Origin of the sequence: Ferrimicrobium sp. (genome assembly GCA_022690815.1) — a bacterium.
Lineage (GTDB): Bacteria > Actinomycetota > Acidimicrobiia > Acidimicrobiales > Acidimicrobiaceae > Ferrimicrobium.
Genome location: JALCZJ010000011.1, coordinates 45105 through 61294 on the forward strand (window position 1 = coordinate 45105; position 16190 = coordinate 61294).

Here is a 16190-nt window from a genome sequence, read left to right on the forward strand (position 1 = left end):
ATCCGGTTTCGCAACTATGTCGCCGGGAGAGTCGCACACCCCTCGATGAACGGAACCACCCCTGCGGTGACGACATGTGAGAAGTGCAGCTCATAGAGGGATGGTGTCGTCGATGTAAACCCGATTGGTCCAACCGATGGCCTCAGGATATTGGTCGAGGTCGATCGCTGTCGATGACCGCCAGCCAAACTACCACCGATGACAGAGAGGAGACTCGCCCGGCTCGAGACCACATCAGGATTATTTGTTGGGGGATTCGCAATACAGCTAAGCCACCAACGCGCAGCATGGAAGAAGACGGGAGTGATCTCATAGAATGGCGTCGCTGGATTCGACGTCTGGATCGAACCAAGTCCGTCGATCGCAATGCGCGCCGCGACTTTGATTGCAACCGCACCGGTGCTGGTCGCGGTCGCTATCGAGGTGAGATCGATCGTCAATGGCGAATTCGCGGGGATCGTCACCCGCTCCACCACATGCATGGTTCCCATATCAGCGACATCACTCGTTCCATCGAAGCCAGCTAACGAGATCGTCACCGGGTCAGCAACCGCTGAGGTATTCACCAGATGGAGCGCGAGTGCCTTTAAGCCAGTAACCGGTATGTAGGGTAAATAGAGTTGAGTCGACGGTGCGGCATCCCCGAGCACCTCCTGCGTGTTTGGCGCAGCGGTACTCGCCACGGCAACGACGCTTCCAGACCGAGCGGTGACCGTCGCCGCGATGTCGGCGGCGTTCGGGGCGAAGCGCTCGACGTTGAGCGTCATAACCTTCCCCGGTTTGACGATCAGTCCCTCGACAGAGGGCACCGCGATGACGCCTTGAGACGAGTAGTAGCTGAAATCAACGACCGCCTCAACCTTAAATGGATTGTAGACCGAGATCGCCGACTGTGTCCCGGTACGCGTCGACAGACCCTCAAAAGTCCAATTCGTGCTAGGAGACGAACTGCACGGACGGATCTGGGGAACGGCTGACGGCGTCGTCCGCGTCTCGACAAAGGCCACAACCCCACCGGAAGAGACGATCACCCTTCCATGGCCTGGCGTGAGCAGCAGTCGCAATGAAGAGTGTGCCAACATGATGCCATGCTCGAGGTGTTTACCGACCTCGGAGCTGATGAGAATGTGTCGTTCAAAGCGTGTCGGGTTTTCGAGAACTACGCCGTCCGTCGTGATGGCGCCGATCGATGGCGGTATCGTACAGTACCAGCTCACAGACGTCGCCTCTGGCACTGCCGTCGGAACCGCCAGGCTTCCGACTCCAAAGGGCACATTTGCGACGGCAAAACTCGCCCGGCGCTTCGCAAACGAGGTGGTCAAGCCGACGGCCGCCAGCAGGATCACCAACATGAGGACCAAGATAGTTTTTGGCGTCTTCATGGGCGCTAGCTTCCCACCGTCGCGTCCACCGGTGCACCAGTCGGCGCAGGCGAAGGACGTCGTTTTGGTGCTTTAGAACCCACACGAAGCCACGAACGTCGTCCAAAGAGACCCAGCAACACCCCAAGGATCGCACCCATCTGGATCACGAGGCCCAGCGTCAGCCAAGGACTTGAGGAGACAGGAGCCACCGTAGGCTCTGAAAGACGTGCAGTCAGTCGATAGACAGAAATGCCGCCTTGGGAAAATAGTTGCGACATGTCAAGTTGGCGACCAAAGGCGGTCATGAAGGCGTCCGCCGCTACGGTGCCGGGTGCGCCCACGACAACGACCTCCCTGACGTCATCGGCGACAAGATCATCACCAAGACGCACCGTCCTACCGGCAAGTGCCAAGCTCACGAGGTGATCGAGTACGGCTTGGCCGTGGGTGACCGGGGGCGCACCCGCCGTGACGATCGTCGGCGCGACCCCTTTCGTCAATCCCACGTAGACGCCATTGGTAAGTTTTTCGCCCGTAACGATCCTTGGTCCAGTACCCAATTCGACCCAAAGCACCGACCCAGGATTTCGTACCAGTCCCTCCACTAAGGGCAGCGTGCTTCGCGTGGTGCGCCCCGAGCTCGGCTGTCCACGCAAGGCCCCCAAGGCCGAGCCAAGGACGGTGACGACAAGGGCGAGGGCTACGACCCCGGCCATCACGTGACGGAAACCAAGTCCGGAGGATCGGAGCCGCCCGAGCATGCGATGGATCGCTCCAGGAGTAGCAATGGAGGCGACGAGTGCCGCCATGATCAGCGGATAGGCCGGTGCAACCGGGGAGCCACCAAAGAGGCCTCTTCCAGCAAACACGGCAACGATCAGGTATCCGACCACGCCGATGGTCGCAACAAGAAGTGAAGTGTCTCGTCCTTGACCAAATCCGAAGACAGCCACCATCAGCGCGAGCACCATGGCTCCGAGGAGCCAGCTCGACAGCCCTGCAACGACAGACGCACCAAAAATCGTGCCCACAGTAGAGCTTGCGGAGGTCACAAACCCCGTGAAGAGATATTCCGTGCCCGGATGCACCCACACGAGTGCGACGATCCATGGCAGGTTGACGAGGAACCCGATACCCAGAGAGTAGCCAAGGACGACGACCAGCCTCCGTGCACGATCGAAGCCAGACGCCACGGCATAGGCAATTATCTGCACCAACGTCGCAACCAGCCAGACGACCGCCAGCTGGGGAGCGAGGGCGATCGTAAGCCCAAACACCGCCGCAACCCGAAGGTTCGACCTTCGCATCACACGACGCGACCTTCGTTGGGCGGCGATCGCATCCATGGAGGCGCCGAGCAGCAGTGGGGCCAGGGCATAGGCAAAGATCACATAAATCGAACCTCGAACCAACGCAATAGCGATGACCGGTGAGAGTGCATAGAGTACACCCGCAGCCCGTGCATAGCCATCAGGTAACCGGCGACGTGCCACCCGATAGGCACCCCTCGGCCCTAGAATCATCGCGCCAATGAGCAACAGCCAGACCCCAAAGGCCGTGTGCCCAAGAAACACAAAACCAATCAGGCCAAAGAGAAGATCCGACGTCGGCAGAACGGCAACGCCGAGGAGATGGCTCGCCCCATGACCCGAGAAGTAGTCTCCGAGGAGACGCAGTGGCGACGAGTAGAGCGTAAAGGAACCGAACAATGGCGTCGCCTCGAATAGCGTGGAACGCGCCAGAATAATGCTCAACGCAATAGCCACCCACAGCGCCCAACGCCCAAGAGAGCTAGGACGATCATCACTTACGGGTTGTTCCGAATCACCACCAGCCCCAGGCGTTACCACATCGGGGTGTGTCCTTGCGTGAGAGACAAATCTACGCAACGTCAGCCACGAACCAGAGAAGACGAGCAGACTGGGGTCGAGCCCTTGCTCGGTGATCGCTTCGCGTGCGTGACGTAGCTCATTGCGCTGACCCAGCACGCCAAAAGCACTCAGGCAGCCCCACGCCACCCGCGGGCGAGCCGTGACCAGGAAGAACAACGCTTCAAGCAATCGTTCGATCAAGAAGGCTGACATCGCGAGGACCCGAATTGGCCCTTGTTCGAGCTTGGCGATGCTTCGAGCCTGATGGTAGCGCTTGAGCCTGGTTCGCTCGGCATGCGAGAGTGCAACACGCTCGTCGACAACGACCCCACGCTCGAGCGCACGCAGTCTTGGCGATCGCCTACCCGACGTCGAAACCGCCCGATGTCGGACCTTGGCATGTGGCGCTGTGGAGATCCGCGCACCCGCCATACGGACGCGACACGAGAGGTCGACCTCTTGGTAGACACCCCCAAAGTCGGCGTCAAAGCCCCCCACCGTGGCGAAAAGATCAGCTCGAATCAGCATGACACAGCTGGCGGCGACCGCCACGTCGTTGATCTCGTCGTATTGACCCTGATCGAGATCGCCAACCTCCACCCGTGGCGTGGTCCCCATCAGAAAATCCAAATCGCTCCCCAGCTCGAGAATCTGGCGAGGAGAATCAAAACTGACCACTTTCGGGGTGACCAGGCCAGCATTGGTGGCATAGGCCACCTCCATCATCGCAGCTAGTGCATTCGGCGCCAGCGCGACATCGTCGTGACACAGGAGCAAAAACGCAGCGTCAGCGACCTGCTCAACACCGGCGTTCGCTGCCGCAGCGTAACCCGGATTGCCAGGCAAATCGAGGACGCGGGCGCTAGGGAGCAGTCGGTTCGTCAGCAGGCGTACCTGTTCAGACTGATCAACATTGACCACGACGACATCGAGGTCCGGATAGCTCAGCGAGGCGATACTCGCTAGGCAATCCTCGAAGTAGCCGCCAGGATCGTGCGCGACGACAACCACTGCCACGTTAGGAGGTGCTTGCATCAGAAGCTACACGCTAGTCGCCGGTTTCGCGCTAGCGATCAGTTACGTCTCTCCTAAAGGAGTTGGGCGACCAGGGACTCGACGGTTGAGCGCAACGACAGCTCTGGCGTGAACCCCGTGCTCAGGTGCAACTTGGTGGGATCTCCAACCACCAACTCCACGTCGTCTGGCCGCAAGAGTTGCGGATCCACTTCAAGAACCACCTCCCAACCGACGACACTAGCCGCCAGCTCGGCGATGTCGCGAACGCTCACCGCCTGCCCTTTGCAGACATTGTAAACCTCGCCAGCGATGCCCGTCAGCGCGAGCCCGCGATAGGCACGTACAACATCGCGCACGTCCAAGAAGTCGCGCCGGGCCCCAACGTTACCCACTTTGAGGATCCTCTGCCTGCTAGCTTTGGCCGCCAGTATCCGAGTTACGAGCGCTGGAATGAGAAAGTCGCTCGATTGCTTAGGCCCCGTATGGTTGAACGGACGAGCGATGACAACCGGCATCCTGTGGCCCCAGCTGCCCTGCAAAGCGACCAGCTCCGCTGCAGCCTTGGAGGCGGCATACGGAGAGACCGGTCGGAGCGGCTGCGTCTCACGAATCGGAAGGTTGCCAACCGGCACCCGCCCGTAGACCTCGGATGAAGAGACATGGATCAATCGGGGTGGTCCCGCTTTACGTGCCAAAACAGCCACGAGGTTCGCCGTGCTCAGCACGTTGTTGCGATAATAGAGCTCCGGATCAGACCACGACTGACCGACGTGAGACAGGGCCGCCAAGTGGTAGCAGACATCGAATTCGACATCGGCAAGCGACCCAGCAAGTTCTGTCTGGTCACAGAGATCCACCCCGTCGGGAACTTCAATAACCTCATCCCCACTATCGAGCAGATGTTGACAGAGCCAACCCCCAACAAAACCACGACTACCTGTCACGAGCGCCCGCATCCGCCGCTAACCCTCGAGCAGCTGGCGATACAGTCCGGTCGTCTCGCGGGCCGCGCGCTCCCAGGTAAAGCTCCGTGCCCACCCCACCTGGCGCTCGATCTCATCCGGAGTGCGGGCCGTCATGGCTGCCGTCTCAATGCCCGAGGCGATCGAATCGATATCGTCGGGATCGGCAAGCCACGCATACTCGCCGGCAACCTCGGCCATCGCCGAACGATTGCTCGTCACTACGTTCAGCCCGGATGCAAGGGCTTCAAGGACTGGCAGGCCAAACCCCTCGGCGTTGGAGACATAGATCATTGCTCGTGCTCGCCGCAGGGCATGGCGGAGATCCTTCTCATCCAAATAGCCTTCGACCGTGACGCAGCCACGATTGCGCATCGCTGCCAAGGCTTCGTCAAAGTCCGACGTTTTCCAGCCGCGCTTGCCAATGATGCGCAGTCGCCAATCCGGGTGTCGATCAGCCACGATGTCAAAGGCTCCCAGCACCTTGGCAAGGTTCTTCCTTGGCTCAATCGTGCCCAACGAGCACAGCTCAACCGCGTCGTCCTCGTCACCTCCATGCTCCGGCACCAGCAGTGGATCGACCCCATGGTAGATGACGTGAATCGGTGGTGTCGTAGCAAAGTGATGGGTGAGTCGCTCTGCCGTCGCCTGCGAAGGGACAATCAGTGCGTCAGAACGCTTGATGGCGAGCCGAATGGCCCGCTGAAAGTAACGCACCTTTGCGGGCTCGTGCCACTCTGGATTGTCAAAGAACGTCAGGTCATGGATGGTAGCGATAACCTTGAGGCGATTGCGAGAGGAAGGAACCTGATAGTGCAGGCCATGGAAGACACGAGCCCCTCCTTTGATCGCAATGGTACCGAGACTGCGCTCCTGATAGAGCAGGCGAAGTGGCCGGCTGTTAGGGGCGGCGATCAGATTCTCGTAGTTTCCTCGAGGTGGCAGTGCAAACAACCGAAGCGATGCTCGAGTCGTCAACAAGGAGATGGGTGGCCGATCATCGAGATGGTAGATGGCAGAGACCAGCTCCTTTGCATACCGCCCGACCCCGGTTGGGTCGCTGGGTATTGATGTCGCATCGATAGCTACAGGGTTCACTCCGCCAGCTCCTCCCATAGTTGAACATGTTGTCGAGCAGCCTCAACCCAGGATAGCCCGTCCACGGCCAGTAACCCATGGGTCACGAGCCTCGATCGCAAGGGCTCGTCCTCGTTGATCTGATCGATCGCCTCAGCAATCGCGTCAACATCGGTCGGCTCCACGCCGAGCCCACCATAACGCGCAGCCGGGATGTTGGCGGAGGTGATGACCGGCACTGCTGACGCGAGAGCCTCGATCACCGGCAGGCCAAAACCCTCCTGAAGCGGTACATAGATCAGGGCTTGCGCGCGCGCCAAGAGTCCGGTCACCACGCCGGGACTGACTCGACCGGCGACGACAACGCCTCGGGGCAGGACTAGCTCGCTACCCCATCCCTTTGGGCCTACGATGACCAAGGGGGCTGGGTCGAAGGCCCGTGCACGGTACTGCTGATACGCCACGAGAATGCGGGGGAGATTTTTCCGTGGCTCAATCGTTCCAAGCACCATGAGATAGCGCCCATCGATAGCAAGCCGATCAAGGAGTGCTGTGGTGGCCTCAGGATCCGCTGGAGTGAGATGGTCGATGCCCGGGGGTATAACGACGATGCGGTGCCGATCGATGCCCGCCCCAACGAGTAGTTCAACCGTCTCGGTGGCCAACGTCACCACTCGGGCCTCGCTTTGTTGCACTTGATCGAATCTTCGTTCGTGCCAATCACGAGCTCGCGCAGGGAAGGTCTCCCTAGCCGTGCGAAAGAGCAGGTCATAAATCGCCACCGCAGTGGGGGTGGACCTCGACATGCGAGGTCCACCGAGAGAGAACGCATGATAGAATCCCCAATCCCCCTGCGGCAATCGATGCGTGCGATCCCACAATCGTTGCTGAATCCGGTGATCGAAGGGCATCTGACGGTGGCCTCCACGCCAAACCTTAGGGACCACACGTTCCTTGCTTCGCGACGTCAAGAGGGTGAGTCGATCATCGAAGCCGAGCTCCATGAGACCTTGCAGCACACCGCCGATATAGACGCCAATGCCACCGGAAACCGGACGTGTCAGCTGATCAACGAGCAAAAGTCCGGACTTCATCGCCGAGTCACCTGAGCATAAAGCTTCGCCATCTCTTGACCATTGGTCTCCCATGAGTACTGGCTTGCTCGCTCATATCCCAACTCGATTAAGGATGCACGTTTCGACGGAGAATCCATGACCTCGACCAACGCATCGGCAAGCTCATCGATCGCGCCGGGTGCAACCAGGACAGCAGCCGGACCCACTACTTCAGGAATGGCGCCTCCCAACGTCGTAACCACAGGCGTGCCAACACTCATCGCCTCCAAGGGAGGGAGCCCAAAGCCTTCATAGAGGCTTGGGTAGGCAAACACCAAAGCGTTGCGAAGAAGCCACGCCCTGTCGTCTTCGGACACGTATCCAGCCAAAATGACGCGATCCTTAAGCGAAGGTTCACGTAACTGCCCTAAGAGTTCATCGATACCCCAACCAGCCTGTCCAGTCAAGACCAGACGCAGATCCGGGTTGTTGGCACTGATCGAGGCGAAAGCCTTTACCAGGTAGGCGAGCCCCTTACGCGGTTCAAGCGTTGAGAGTGCCAAGACAAAGGGGCGACCGGCGAGTCTCGAGGATATAGCTGATGTCACCGACGTGCTCTCGGGAAGCGGCGTGACGCCATGGGCAATCGCCACCACCATCGACGGGTCAGCACCGAAGTAGTCAAGAACCTGCGTGCGCACAAACGCAGACGGGGTGTGTACATAGGCTCCTGAATGAATGGCATGACGAACCAGGGTTGGGAAGGCAAGCACGTCCGAGCGACAGAATCGCGGCGAGAGCAGGGGTGTCAAATCGTGAACGGTCACGACTCGACCAATCCCAGCGATCGGAGGGACGACGAAATTCGTTCCATGCACCACATCAAAGCCACGGAACAAGTAGCGAAGATCCGGACGATACCAGCGTTCCCAGGCTGCCATGAGCGGACGCGCTGGCAACACCCGGTCGAGATGGGAAACTCCGGGTGGAAGCAGTGCGCGTAACTGCTGGCGACCACGCATGGATATCATGAAGCCGCTAGCGTCGACGTGCTCCGTGACCGATGCCGCCATATGATAGGCAAACTCACCAATACCGCTACGGCGACCCACCACCGCAGTCAATTCGATTGCAACTCGGACGATCTACCTCCAGCTCTCGGTCGGCTCGACTTCCAATGCGCTGCTGACGTTGGCCGTCATCGAGTGCGCAGACCCACGCTAGTAGCGAATCAACAAAGCCATTGCAACGTCTCTGGCGGAACCGGCTGATCTCACACGCTGAATCCAACGCTCGATAGACTGAAGCGATATCGCCCCGTTTGACGGCGTGGGGGCGCTTGTAGAAAAGATCAGGAGACCAACAGCGTGATAGCAGTACTGGCCGGTGGCGTCGGGGCCGCGAAATTTTTGCGAGGCTTGATCAACGCGCAACTGGGTGAGGAGATTGTGGCGATCGTCAATACCGGGGATGACTGGTGGCGTTATGGCCTAAGGATCTGTCCCGACCTCGATACCGTCACCTATACGCTGGCTGACATGGTCAATCCAGCTACTGGCTGGGGCCTACGCGATGAGACCTTCGCCGCTCGCACAACGCTTGAACTCCTCGGTGACGATCCGTGGTTTACCCTAGGCGATCGAGACCTGGGACTCCATATGTTGCGCACCCAACTACTCCGCTCCGGAGCATCGTTGACCACCGTCACGCAACAGATCGTCGAACGTCTTGGGATCGACGCCACTTTGTTACCGATGACCGATGATGAAGTAGCGACCAAGGTCACGGTCCAGCTTCCTACTGATGATACTGGAGCGGACGAGATCGTCGAGCTCGACTTCCAGGAGTACTTTGTGCGCTTTTCCCATCAACCACGAGTGTTGCGAGTGCGCTATGCAGGGATCGATAGGGCACAACCAACCCAGGCTGTGATCCAAACCCTGGCTGACGCCCGGCTGATCATCATCGCACCGTCGAATCCGATCCTCTCCATCGGGCCGATCCTCGCCTTGCACGGCATCCAAGAACAGCTATCCCAACGAGCTCATGCTGGCGATGTCATTGCCGTCTCCCCAATCATCGCCGGCGAGGCGGTCAAAGGACCTCTCGCCGACCTACTCGAGTCCCTCATGCATCAGCACGACGCGCGAACCGTCGCGAACCTCTACCTCGGCGTCGCGAGTGAGCTCATCTTGGACACCGCCGACACCGATCTCGCCGAGTCGATCCGTGCGTTGGGACTCACCGTGCGCACCACCGATACACTGATGACCGACCTTGCCGCCGCCGTCGATCTCGCTACGTTCGTGACGGCGAGCCGATGACACCCAAAGGTCTTGAGCTCTTCACCATCCAGACGAGCGAAGACATCACCGAAGGTGAGGACCTCGTTGATCTCATCGTCCGCGATTTCGAGCTGATCGACGGCGATATCGTCGTCGTGACCCAGAAGGTCGTCTCAAAAGCCGAAGGGCGCGTCGTCGCCTGTGCTCCGGATGATCAGCAAACCTTTGACGCACTCGTGCGATCAGAATCAGCTCGCGTTCTGCGTCGGCGAGGTTCGCTCGCCATTACGGAGACCCGCCACGGATTTATCTGCGCAAACGCTGGCATCGACCGGTCCAACACCGACACCGGGACGGTAACGCTCTTGCCGCTCGACCCTGATCGCAGTGCTCGAGGCCTGCTGGCCAAACTGGGGCATCGCACCCAACGAACACTAGCTGTCATCATCACCGACACGTTTGGCAGAACCTGGAGGTCCGGAGTGACCGATGTCGCGATTGGGGTCGCCGGCTTAGCCCCAATCCTCGACCTACGTGGCACCTGCGATCACAACGGCGACACCTTACAGGCAACAGAGATCTGCATCGCCGACGAGATCGCTGGGGCAGCAGACCTTGTGAAACGCAAAGACGGTCGGACTCCCTTCGTAGTCGTCAGGGGATACAGCTGGCGCCCAGACTCGCAAGGGTCAATCAGCGCCGATGTGGTCAGAGGCTACGGTTTCGACCTTTTTCGATAGCACGCAGCAGACGATCACGAATGTAACGCACCATACCAGTCGAGAACCCCCTCGAGGCCCTGCTCCAGCGTGGTAGTGGCATGCCATCGCAGGTACCAACCTGCCCGCCGGGGATCCAACGCAGATCGTTGGATCTCTCCAGGGATAGGGTCAACAACACGAGGTTCACGATAATCACACCCGGCAATGCGATACATTTCCTTGTGGAGCGCGGTGATAGATGTCTCCACACCAGTCGCGATGTTCAAAGTCAAACCACCGCCGTGCTCGAGTGAACGATAGAACGCATCCACCACGTCCTCTACGTAGATAAGATCACGCGTTTGGGTGCCGTCACCGATGATGGTCGCCGCTCGATCCGAGGCAATCGCTTGGGCGAACTTGGCGACAACACCGCCTTCACCCATCATTCCTTGTCGTGGTCCGTAGACGTTCGCCAGAATCAGGGCAGTGTACTCAAGATCAAAGTTTGCTCGATACAGTCGTAGATAGCCGAGGACAGCATCCTTGGACAGCCCATAAAAGGAATCAGGGCAGTGTATGACGTCTTCCTTGATGGGCAACGCTGATGCTTCGACGGCCCCATAGACACCTGCGCTGGTCGCGAAGATCACCTTCGCGACACCAGTCTGCCTCGCCGCCTCAAACACGCGGAGCGACCCAACGAGATTAGTCGATAAGTCACCTAGTGGGTCGAGCATCGACTCACGCACGTTTGCTCTGGCAGCAAGATGGATGACGGCTGCAGGTTTGCGGCGACTCATGAGGGCGCCAAGGTCTCCATCGACAATGTTCAGCTTGTGAAAGTGCAATCCGCGATTACCCTTCCCACGCGCCACACGCAAATTAGCCAGCGAACCCGTCGAGAGGTCGTCGACAACGTCTACCTCGTAACCAGCGTCGATTAACCGTTCAACGAGGTGCGAACCGATGAAGCCAGCCCCACCAGTCACAAGTATGGGTGGCGTCATCTACGACCGTCCGGCCCCTACCAATGAATCACCCGGGCGCAGCTCCGTGCTTTCGGCCACGATGGCGAGGTCATCAAGCGATACGTCCTCTGGAATAATTGTCCGGGCTCCGACGATCGAGCCCCGAACGACCGCTCCGGGGCCAACGTGCGCCCCCTCGAGAACGACCGAGTCAATGACGGTTGCACCGTCAGCGATCTCGACACCATCCTCAATCACGGAGCCAGCCACCTGCGATCGGGAACTCAGCTCAACTGCCGAGCCGATGTAGCAATGTCCATTGGCGTCATCAGGCTGATTTGGGGCTGGGTACCACGCCCGAGGAGGGACAAGTTCGCCGATGCGTGCACCGAAGAGGATATCGCGAATAGCTCGGTAATAATTCTCCGGGGTACCTGCATCGAGCCAATAGCACTCGTAGGCCCGAGCATAAAGGCTACCTTGCTCTACGAGCCGGGGAAACAACTCACGCTCGATAGACATCCTGCCAAGCTGCGGGATCATCTCAAGAGCACCGGGCTCGAGAATGTAGATACCAGCGTTGATGTCGTGCGAGGGAGCGGATTCGATCGGGGGCTTTTCGACAAAACGCAAAGCACGCCCATGCTCATCCTTTACCACCACACCAAACTGGCTCGGATCCTCTACACGAACCAGACCGATCGTTGCCAAACTCCGACGATCGAGATGGAAATCCATTAAATCCTTCACATCTAAGTCGGTGAGAATATCGCCGTTTACCACCAGGAATGTCTCATCGATGCCGGCACTCTCGGCTGCAAAACGAATTGCACCAGCAGTGTCGAGGGGTTCCTCTTCGATCGCATAGGTCAGGCGAACCCCAGCAGCCTCTCCAGTCGGATAGGCGAGACGGAATGCATTAGGTTGGTAACCAAGCGAAAGAACCACCTCATCGACCCCAAAACCGCGGAGTCGATGTAGGACACGCTCCAACATCGGGAACCCAATCACCCTCAGCATCTGCTTTGGAGTGTGGAACGTCAAAGGACGGAGTCGAGTACCTTCTCCTCCGACGAGAACGACTGCTCGCATCTCCCCTCCTGCTACTTCTACTTCTTACTAGTCGACGACTTCGCCGTAGACGACTTGGCACCGGCCGACTTCGAAGTGCCCGTGGATTTGGCTGTACCAGTGGACGTGGGCTTGCCGGTGGACTTGGCCGTGCCAGTAGACGTGCTGGTGGACTTGGCCGTGCTGGTGGCACCGACGGTAGCAAGGTTCGCTGCGGTGGGGGGCTGAGACGGCGTGACACCCTTACGAAGCACTGCCACCGTCACAATCTGATCATTCTGCAACCGGACGTCTGTGGGGTTGGCGTACACCGTGGGCTTCGTAGCGAGCAAGGACGACCACACGTAAATGCCGAATTTTGCCGGCTTGCCCCCGCATCCAGCAGCAACCGTGACTGCCTTGTGCCCAGGGATCTGGAACCCGCTCTTTAAAATCTTGAGGCCAGGTACGCCGTCGGGCAAGAGTGCAAGCGTTGCATTCGCCCCTTCTTGACTCTTAGCCTTGGGGGCAATCGTCAGCACTCCGTTGCCGAGCGACGTCACGCCACTCTTAACGTTCGTCGTTTTGGCGAGCGGAGGCAGATACTTACCACAGGCGTCGAAGCCTATCGCAGTATGCCACGTAGTGCCGATAACCGGTTGGTCGGCAGCGGTAACCGCCGACGCCGGATGGTCGATCTCGTATTTCGAGTAGCCTACCACCGCGATCCCAGCCACAACAATGACCGTCAACGCCGAGTAAAACCCAACCGGAATTTGCCGTCGGACCTTAGCCCCACGCCCGGACGCTTGTGCTCTTGCAACTCTTCGAGCGCTCTCTTTGCTAGCCATAACAGGTTAAGGCTACCGTCTTTTGGGCCCTACCAAGACAGGTGAGAAGAACTCCCATCCAACGACCGCTGACATGCACACAGCCACAGCTCAGTACGCTCCCGTACCTGTCATTCGTCAAACAATCCTCCGATGAGTCAGACCGCTCGCCTAGCCGACGAAGTAGCACAACACTACGCGCGGCCAAGGCCACGACCGTGTGAACGCCTGGTCGTGTGAGTTGGCCGTCGCGAATAACCACTCGGGTACCACTAATTGCGAACCGACCCGGATACGCCTGCACGCACCAGACTCAGGCCACAGCGCAAGCCAATACCAAGAGTTACGACAAGCAGAGCAAGCGTGGAGCGCTGCTCTGGGGCTGCAAATGCGACCATCGAACGGTGATGTTGGGCGATGGAACGAAAACGCTGCTTTCCACTTGACACCCCACCGACATGAGTCACGACCGCGGCCGGCTGATAGACGACTTGGTATCCGTGCAGTACCAATCGACGACAAAGATCAACGTCTTCCATGTAGAGTCGATACTTGGCATCGAACCCACCGATTGCGACCAATGCACTCCGGGGGCACATCAGGCAGGCCCCGGAGAGCCACGGGACGACCACTGGCTCCCCTGGATCAAGGTCGCTCATCCGATAGGAGCGCGTGGCGGAACTACCCGGCATCAGCCATCCAATCGCTCCATGCCACATCGATTGCCACAACGAGGGAAACCGCCGAAACGAAGGGTAGTGCTTTCCCGATGCGTCCAAAATTTTTGGCCCGACGACACCGATTCCTTCGTTTACGAGCACGGTCGATACAAGGGAGGCGATCGCTCCCGGATGTGGCATTACATCTGGATTCGAGATCAGCACGATCGGCTCATGAATCAAGACCAAGGCGTGGTTGATGGCTACCCCGTAGCCGAGATTTGCTCCAAAGGCGACCTCGTTGACCCTGCAGCCACCCACGTGCGACTCCCTCGCATAAGGACTCGAAGCGCCGTTGTCGACGACAACGACATGAGTAACCCCTTGCCTGCCAAGCTCATCAATCAGTGGTTGGACCGGACCAGAATGGTAGACAACGACGATTGCCGCGAGTTCGCTCGTCACCGGCGCTCCAAATCTTGGACGACTCGCTCGAGAGCATCGTGCCAATCTTCGGTGGTCCGACCGGTTGCCGCGCTATACGACGCCGTTGACATCACCGAATACGCCGGACGTGGCGCTGGGTACCGATCGGCAACAGCCTCTGCTTTGATCTCGGTGACCTGATCAAGACTTCGGCCAAGGATCGAAAGGATCCAGCGCACAACCTCAAACCAAGAGGCGCTACCACCGTTGACAACATGAAAGCAACCGGAAGTCGAGCTCAACATGAGCTGCACTGCTGCCTCACTCAGATCGTCAGCAATCGTCGGTGAACCAACCTGATCTCCGACGAAACGCAAGGGGGACCCCTCATTCGCGAGTCGAACCACCGTTGAGGCGATGTTGCCATCCGAAGAGCTCATTAACCAAGCAGTCCTGATATTGAGATCGACGCCAACCCGCAACTCCCGCTCTCCGCCGAGTTTTGAGCGTCCATAGATCCCAAGCGGATTGACCACATCCCACTCTCGGTAGGGTGCTTGCGAGCAGCCATCGAACACATAATCGGTGGAGAAGTTGCAGACCCGCGCCTTGGTGGCCACAGCCGCCTCCACCATCCAACGGACCGCCAGCGCATTGACACTAAACGCCTGCTCTGGTTCGCGTTCACATCGATCAACCGCCGTGAATGCCGCAGCGTTTACGATCCAATTAGGACGAAGCGATCGTATTGCCTCGTTGACCGCTGCACGTTGACGAACATCGATCTCGGCCGAGGTAAAGGCAAAGACCTCCACCGGTAAGTCCAACTCCCCCAGACGTCGCGCAAGACGTTGCCCAAGTTGACCGTTTGCGCCCAGAACAAGGAATCGTAGGCGAGTCACGAGCCGAGCTGCCATGCAGCCGATTCCTGTACCGGTGCGCGCCCCAGCAATGGACGCCACCATGACTCATGAGAACGATACCACTGAATGGTCTCACGAATTCCCTGGTCGAACTGGACCTGTGGTGCGAATCCGAGTTCTGCCCGGATTTTCGAGGAGTCGAGTAGATAGCGACGGTCGTGTGACGGTCGATCAGGAACCGTAGTCTTAAGTGTATCGGGCTTTTGGAGTTCGGCCAGGATACGATCGGCGATCTCCTCGATAGAGAACTCATCTCCAGTCCCTACATGGTAGGTCTGGCCAACCGAACCTTTCGACAGGACGAGATCGATTGCACGAGCATGGTCGAACACATGAATCCACTCTCGGCGATTGTCCTTTGAGGCGTATAAAGGCAACGGCTGATCCTGAAGCGCGAGCGCAGTAAAGAGCGGGATGAGCTTCTCTGGGAACTGGTACGGGCCATAGTTGTTGGCACAGTTGGTGATGCTGATGGGGAGACCGTAGGTGAGCGCATACGCGCGTACCGCGTGATCGGCCGCAGCCTTAGAGGCGTTGTAAGGCGTTCTCGGACGATACGGTGACGACTCGGTAAAGGCTTCGTTGGCATCAAGATCCAGATCCCCATAGACCTCGCAGGTGGAGACGTGATGAAAGCGCGTCAAACCCCCATACGTCCTCGCCGCCTCGAGGAGACCAACCGTTCCAGAGACGTTGGTGCGAAAAAAGCGCTCGGGATCGATAATGGCCAGGGAGTTGTGCGACTCGGCGGCAAAATTGACCACCACATCGATTGCGTACCGATCAAGCACCTCAACGACATGGCCCGTGTTGCCAATGTCAGCACGCACAAAGCGAATCGCATCCCCAAGGTCGGCTAACGACTCGCGGCAACCCGCATAGGTCAACACATCGAGCACGACAAGATCGTCGTTGGGATGAGCTTCATGCCAATAGTGCACGAAATTAGAGCCGATGAATCCAGCTCCTCCGGTCACCAATAGTTTCACGATCCTCGCC

14 protein-coding genes are annotated in these 16190 nt (G+C 58.7%); 2 read left to right on the forward strand and 12 right to left on the reverse strand.

Translation table 11 applies throughout. The features are described from left to right. Nucleotides 1–14: 14 nt before the first annotated feature. From MP439_05060 to MP439_05085, 6 genes are read right to left on the reverse strand one after another with little or no spacing between them, the layout of a single operon-like run. Complete coding sequence (locus tag MP439_05060) at nucleotides 15–1382, reverse strand: DUF5719 family protein (protein ID MCI2975429.1); 1368 nt, start codon at nucleotides 1380–1382, stop codon at nucleotides 15–17. Between the two features lie 5 nt (nucleotides 1383–1387). Continuing rightward, on the reverse strand, nucleotides 1388–4270 hold the full coding sequence (locus MP439_05065) for a glycosyltransferase family 2 protein (GenBank protein MCI2975430.1): 2883 nt from the start codon (nucleotides 4268–4270) through the stop codon (nucleotides 1388–1390). A 53-nt stretch (nucleotides 4271–4323) separates the two neighbouring features. Then, nucleotides 4324–5196 carry a GDP-mannose 4,6-dehydratase gene (locus MP439_05070; protein ID MCI2975431.1) on the reverse strand — a complete coding sequence of 291 codons (873 nt, stop codon included), beginning with the start codon at nucleotides 5194–5196 and terminating at the stop codon, nucleotides 4324–4326. 18 nt (nucleotides 5197–5214) lie between these two features. Next, nucleotides 5215–6312 (reverse strand): glycosyltransferase family 4 protein, encoded by a 1098-nt coding sequence (locus MP439_05075; GenBank protein ID MCI2975432.1) that lies wholly within the window; start codon nucleotides 6310–6312, stop codon nucleotides 5215–5217. Next, a complete protein-coding gene (locus tag MP439_05080; GenBank protein ID MCI2975433.1) occupies nucleotides 6309–7385 on the reverse strand; it encodes a glycosyltransferase family 4 protein in 1077 nt (358 codons plus the stop codon). The genes MP439_05075 and MP439_05080 overlap by 4 nt, the downstream gene beginning before the upstream one ends. After that, nucleotides 7382–8458, reverse strand: coding sequence for a glycosyltransferase family 4 protein (locus MP439_05085; GenBank protein ID MCI2975434.1), 1077 nt, complete (start codon nucleotides 8456–8458; stop codon nucleotides 7382–7384). Before MP439_05085 ends, MP439_05080 begins: the two co-directional genes overlap by 4 nt. A 255-nt stretch (nucleotides 8459–8713) precedes the next feature. Here MP439_05085 and cofD point away from each other — a divergent pair, with 255 nt between their 5' ends. After that, nucleotides 8714–9670, forward strand: a complete 957-nt coding sequence (cofD, locus tag MP439_05090; protein MCI2975435.1) for a 2-phospho-L-lactate transferase — start codon at nucleotides 8714–8716, stop codon at nucleotides 9668–9670. After that, nucleotides 9667–10371: a coenzyme F420-0:L-glutamate ligase gene (gene cofE, locus MP439_05095; protein ID MCI2975436.1), complete on the forward strand. Its 705-nt coding sequence runs from the start codon at nucleotides 9667–9669 to the stop codon at nucleotides 10369–10371. Before cofD ends, cofE begins: the two co-directional genes overlap by 4 nt. A 14-nt stretch (nucleotides 10372–10385) precedes the next feature. Here cofE and MP439_05100 read toward each other — a convergent pair whose 3' ends face one another. The 6 genes from MP439_05100 to rfbB all read right to left on the reverse strand — a co-directional run bounded on the left by MP439_05100 (nucleotide 10386) and on the right by rfbB (nucleotide 16180). Further along, on the reverse strand, nucleotides 10386–11342 hold the full coding sequence (locus MP439_05100) for an NAD-dependent epimerase/dehydratase family protein (GenBank protein MCI2975437.1): 957 nt from the start codon (nucleotides 11340–11342) through the stop codon (nucleotides 10386–10388). Further along, nucleotides 11343–12395, reverse strand: a complete 1053-nt coding sequence (locus MP439_05105) for an NDP-sugar synthase (protein MCI2975438.1) — start codon at nucleotides 12393–12395, stop codon at nucleotides 11343–11345. It lies immediately after the preceding gene. Nucleotides 12396–12412: 17 nt separating this feature from the next. Continuing rightward, the gene (locus tag MP439_05110; protein ID MCI2975439.1) at nucleotides 12413–13204 is read right to left on the reverse strand and encodes a hypothetical protein; all 792 of its coding nucleotides are present in this window, start codon (nucleotides 13202–13204) and stop codon (nucleotides 12413–12415) included. 251 nt (nucleotides 13205–13455) lie between these two features. Next, the gene (locus tag MP439_05115; GenBank protein ID MCI2975440.1) at nucleotides 13456–14307 is read right to left on the reverse strand and encodes a glycosyltransferase family 2 protein; all 852 of its coding nucleotides are present in this window, start codon (nucleotides 14305–14307) and stop codon (nucleotides 13456–13458) included. Continuing rightward, on the reverse strand, nucleotides 14304–15185 hold the full coding sequence (gene rfbD, locus MP439_05120) for a dTDP-4-dehydrorhamnose reductase (GenBank protein MCI2975441.1): 882 nt from the start codon (nucleotides 15183–15185) through the stop codon (nucleotides 14304–14306). The genes MP439_05115 and rfbD overlap by 4 nt, the downstream gene beginning before the upstream one ends. Then, complete coding sequence (rfbB, locus tag MP439_05125; protein ID MCI2975442.1) at nucleotides 15167–16180, reverse strand: dTDP-glucose 4,6-dehydratase; 1014 nt, start codon at nucleotides 16178–16180, stop codon at nucleotides 15167–15169. Before rfbB ends, rfbD begins: the two co-directional genes overlap by 19 nt. Between the last annotated feature and the right edge of the window lie 10 nt (nucleotides 16181–16190).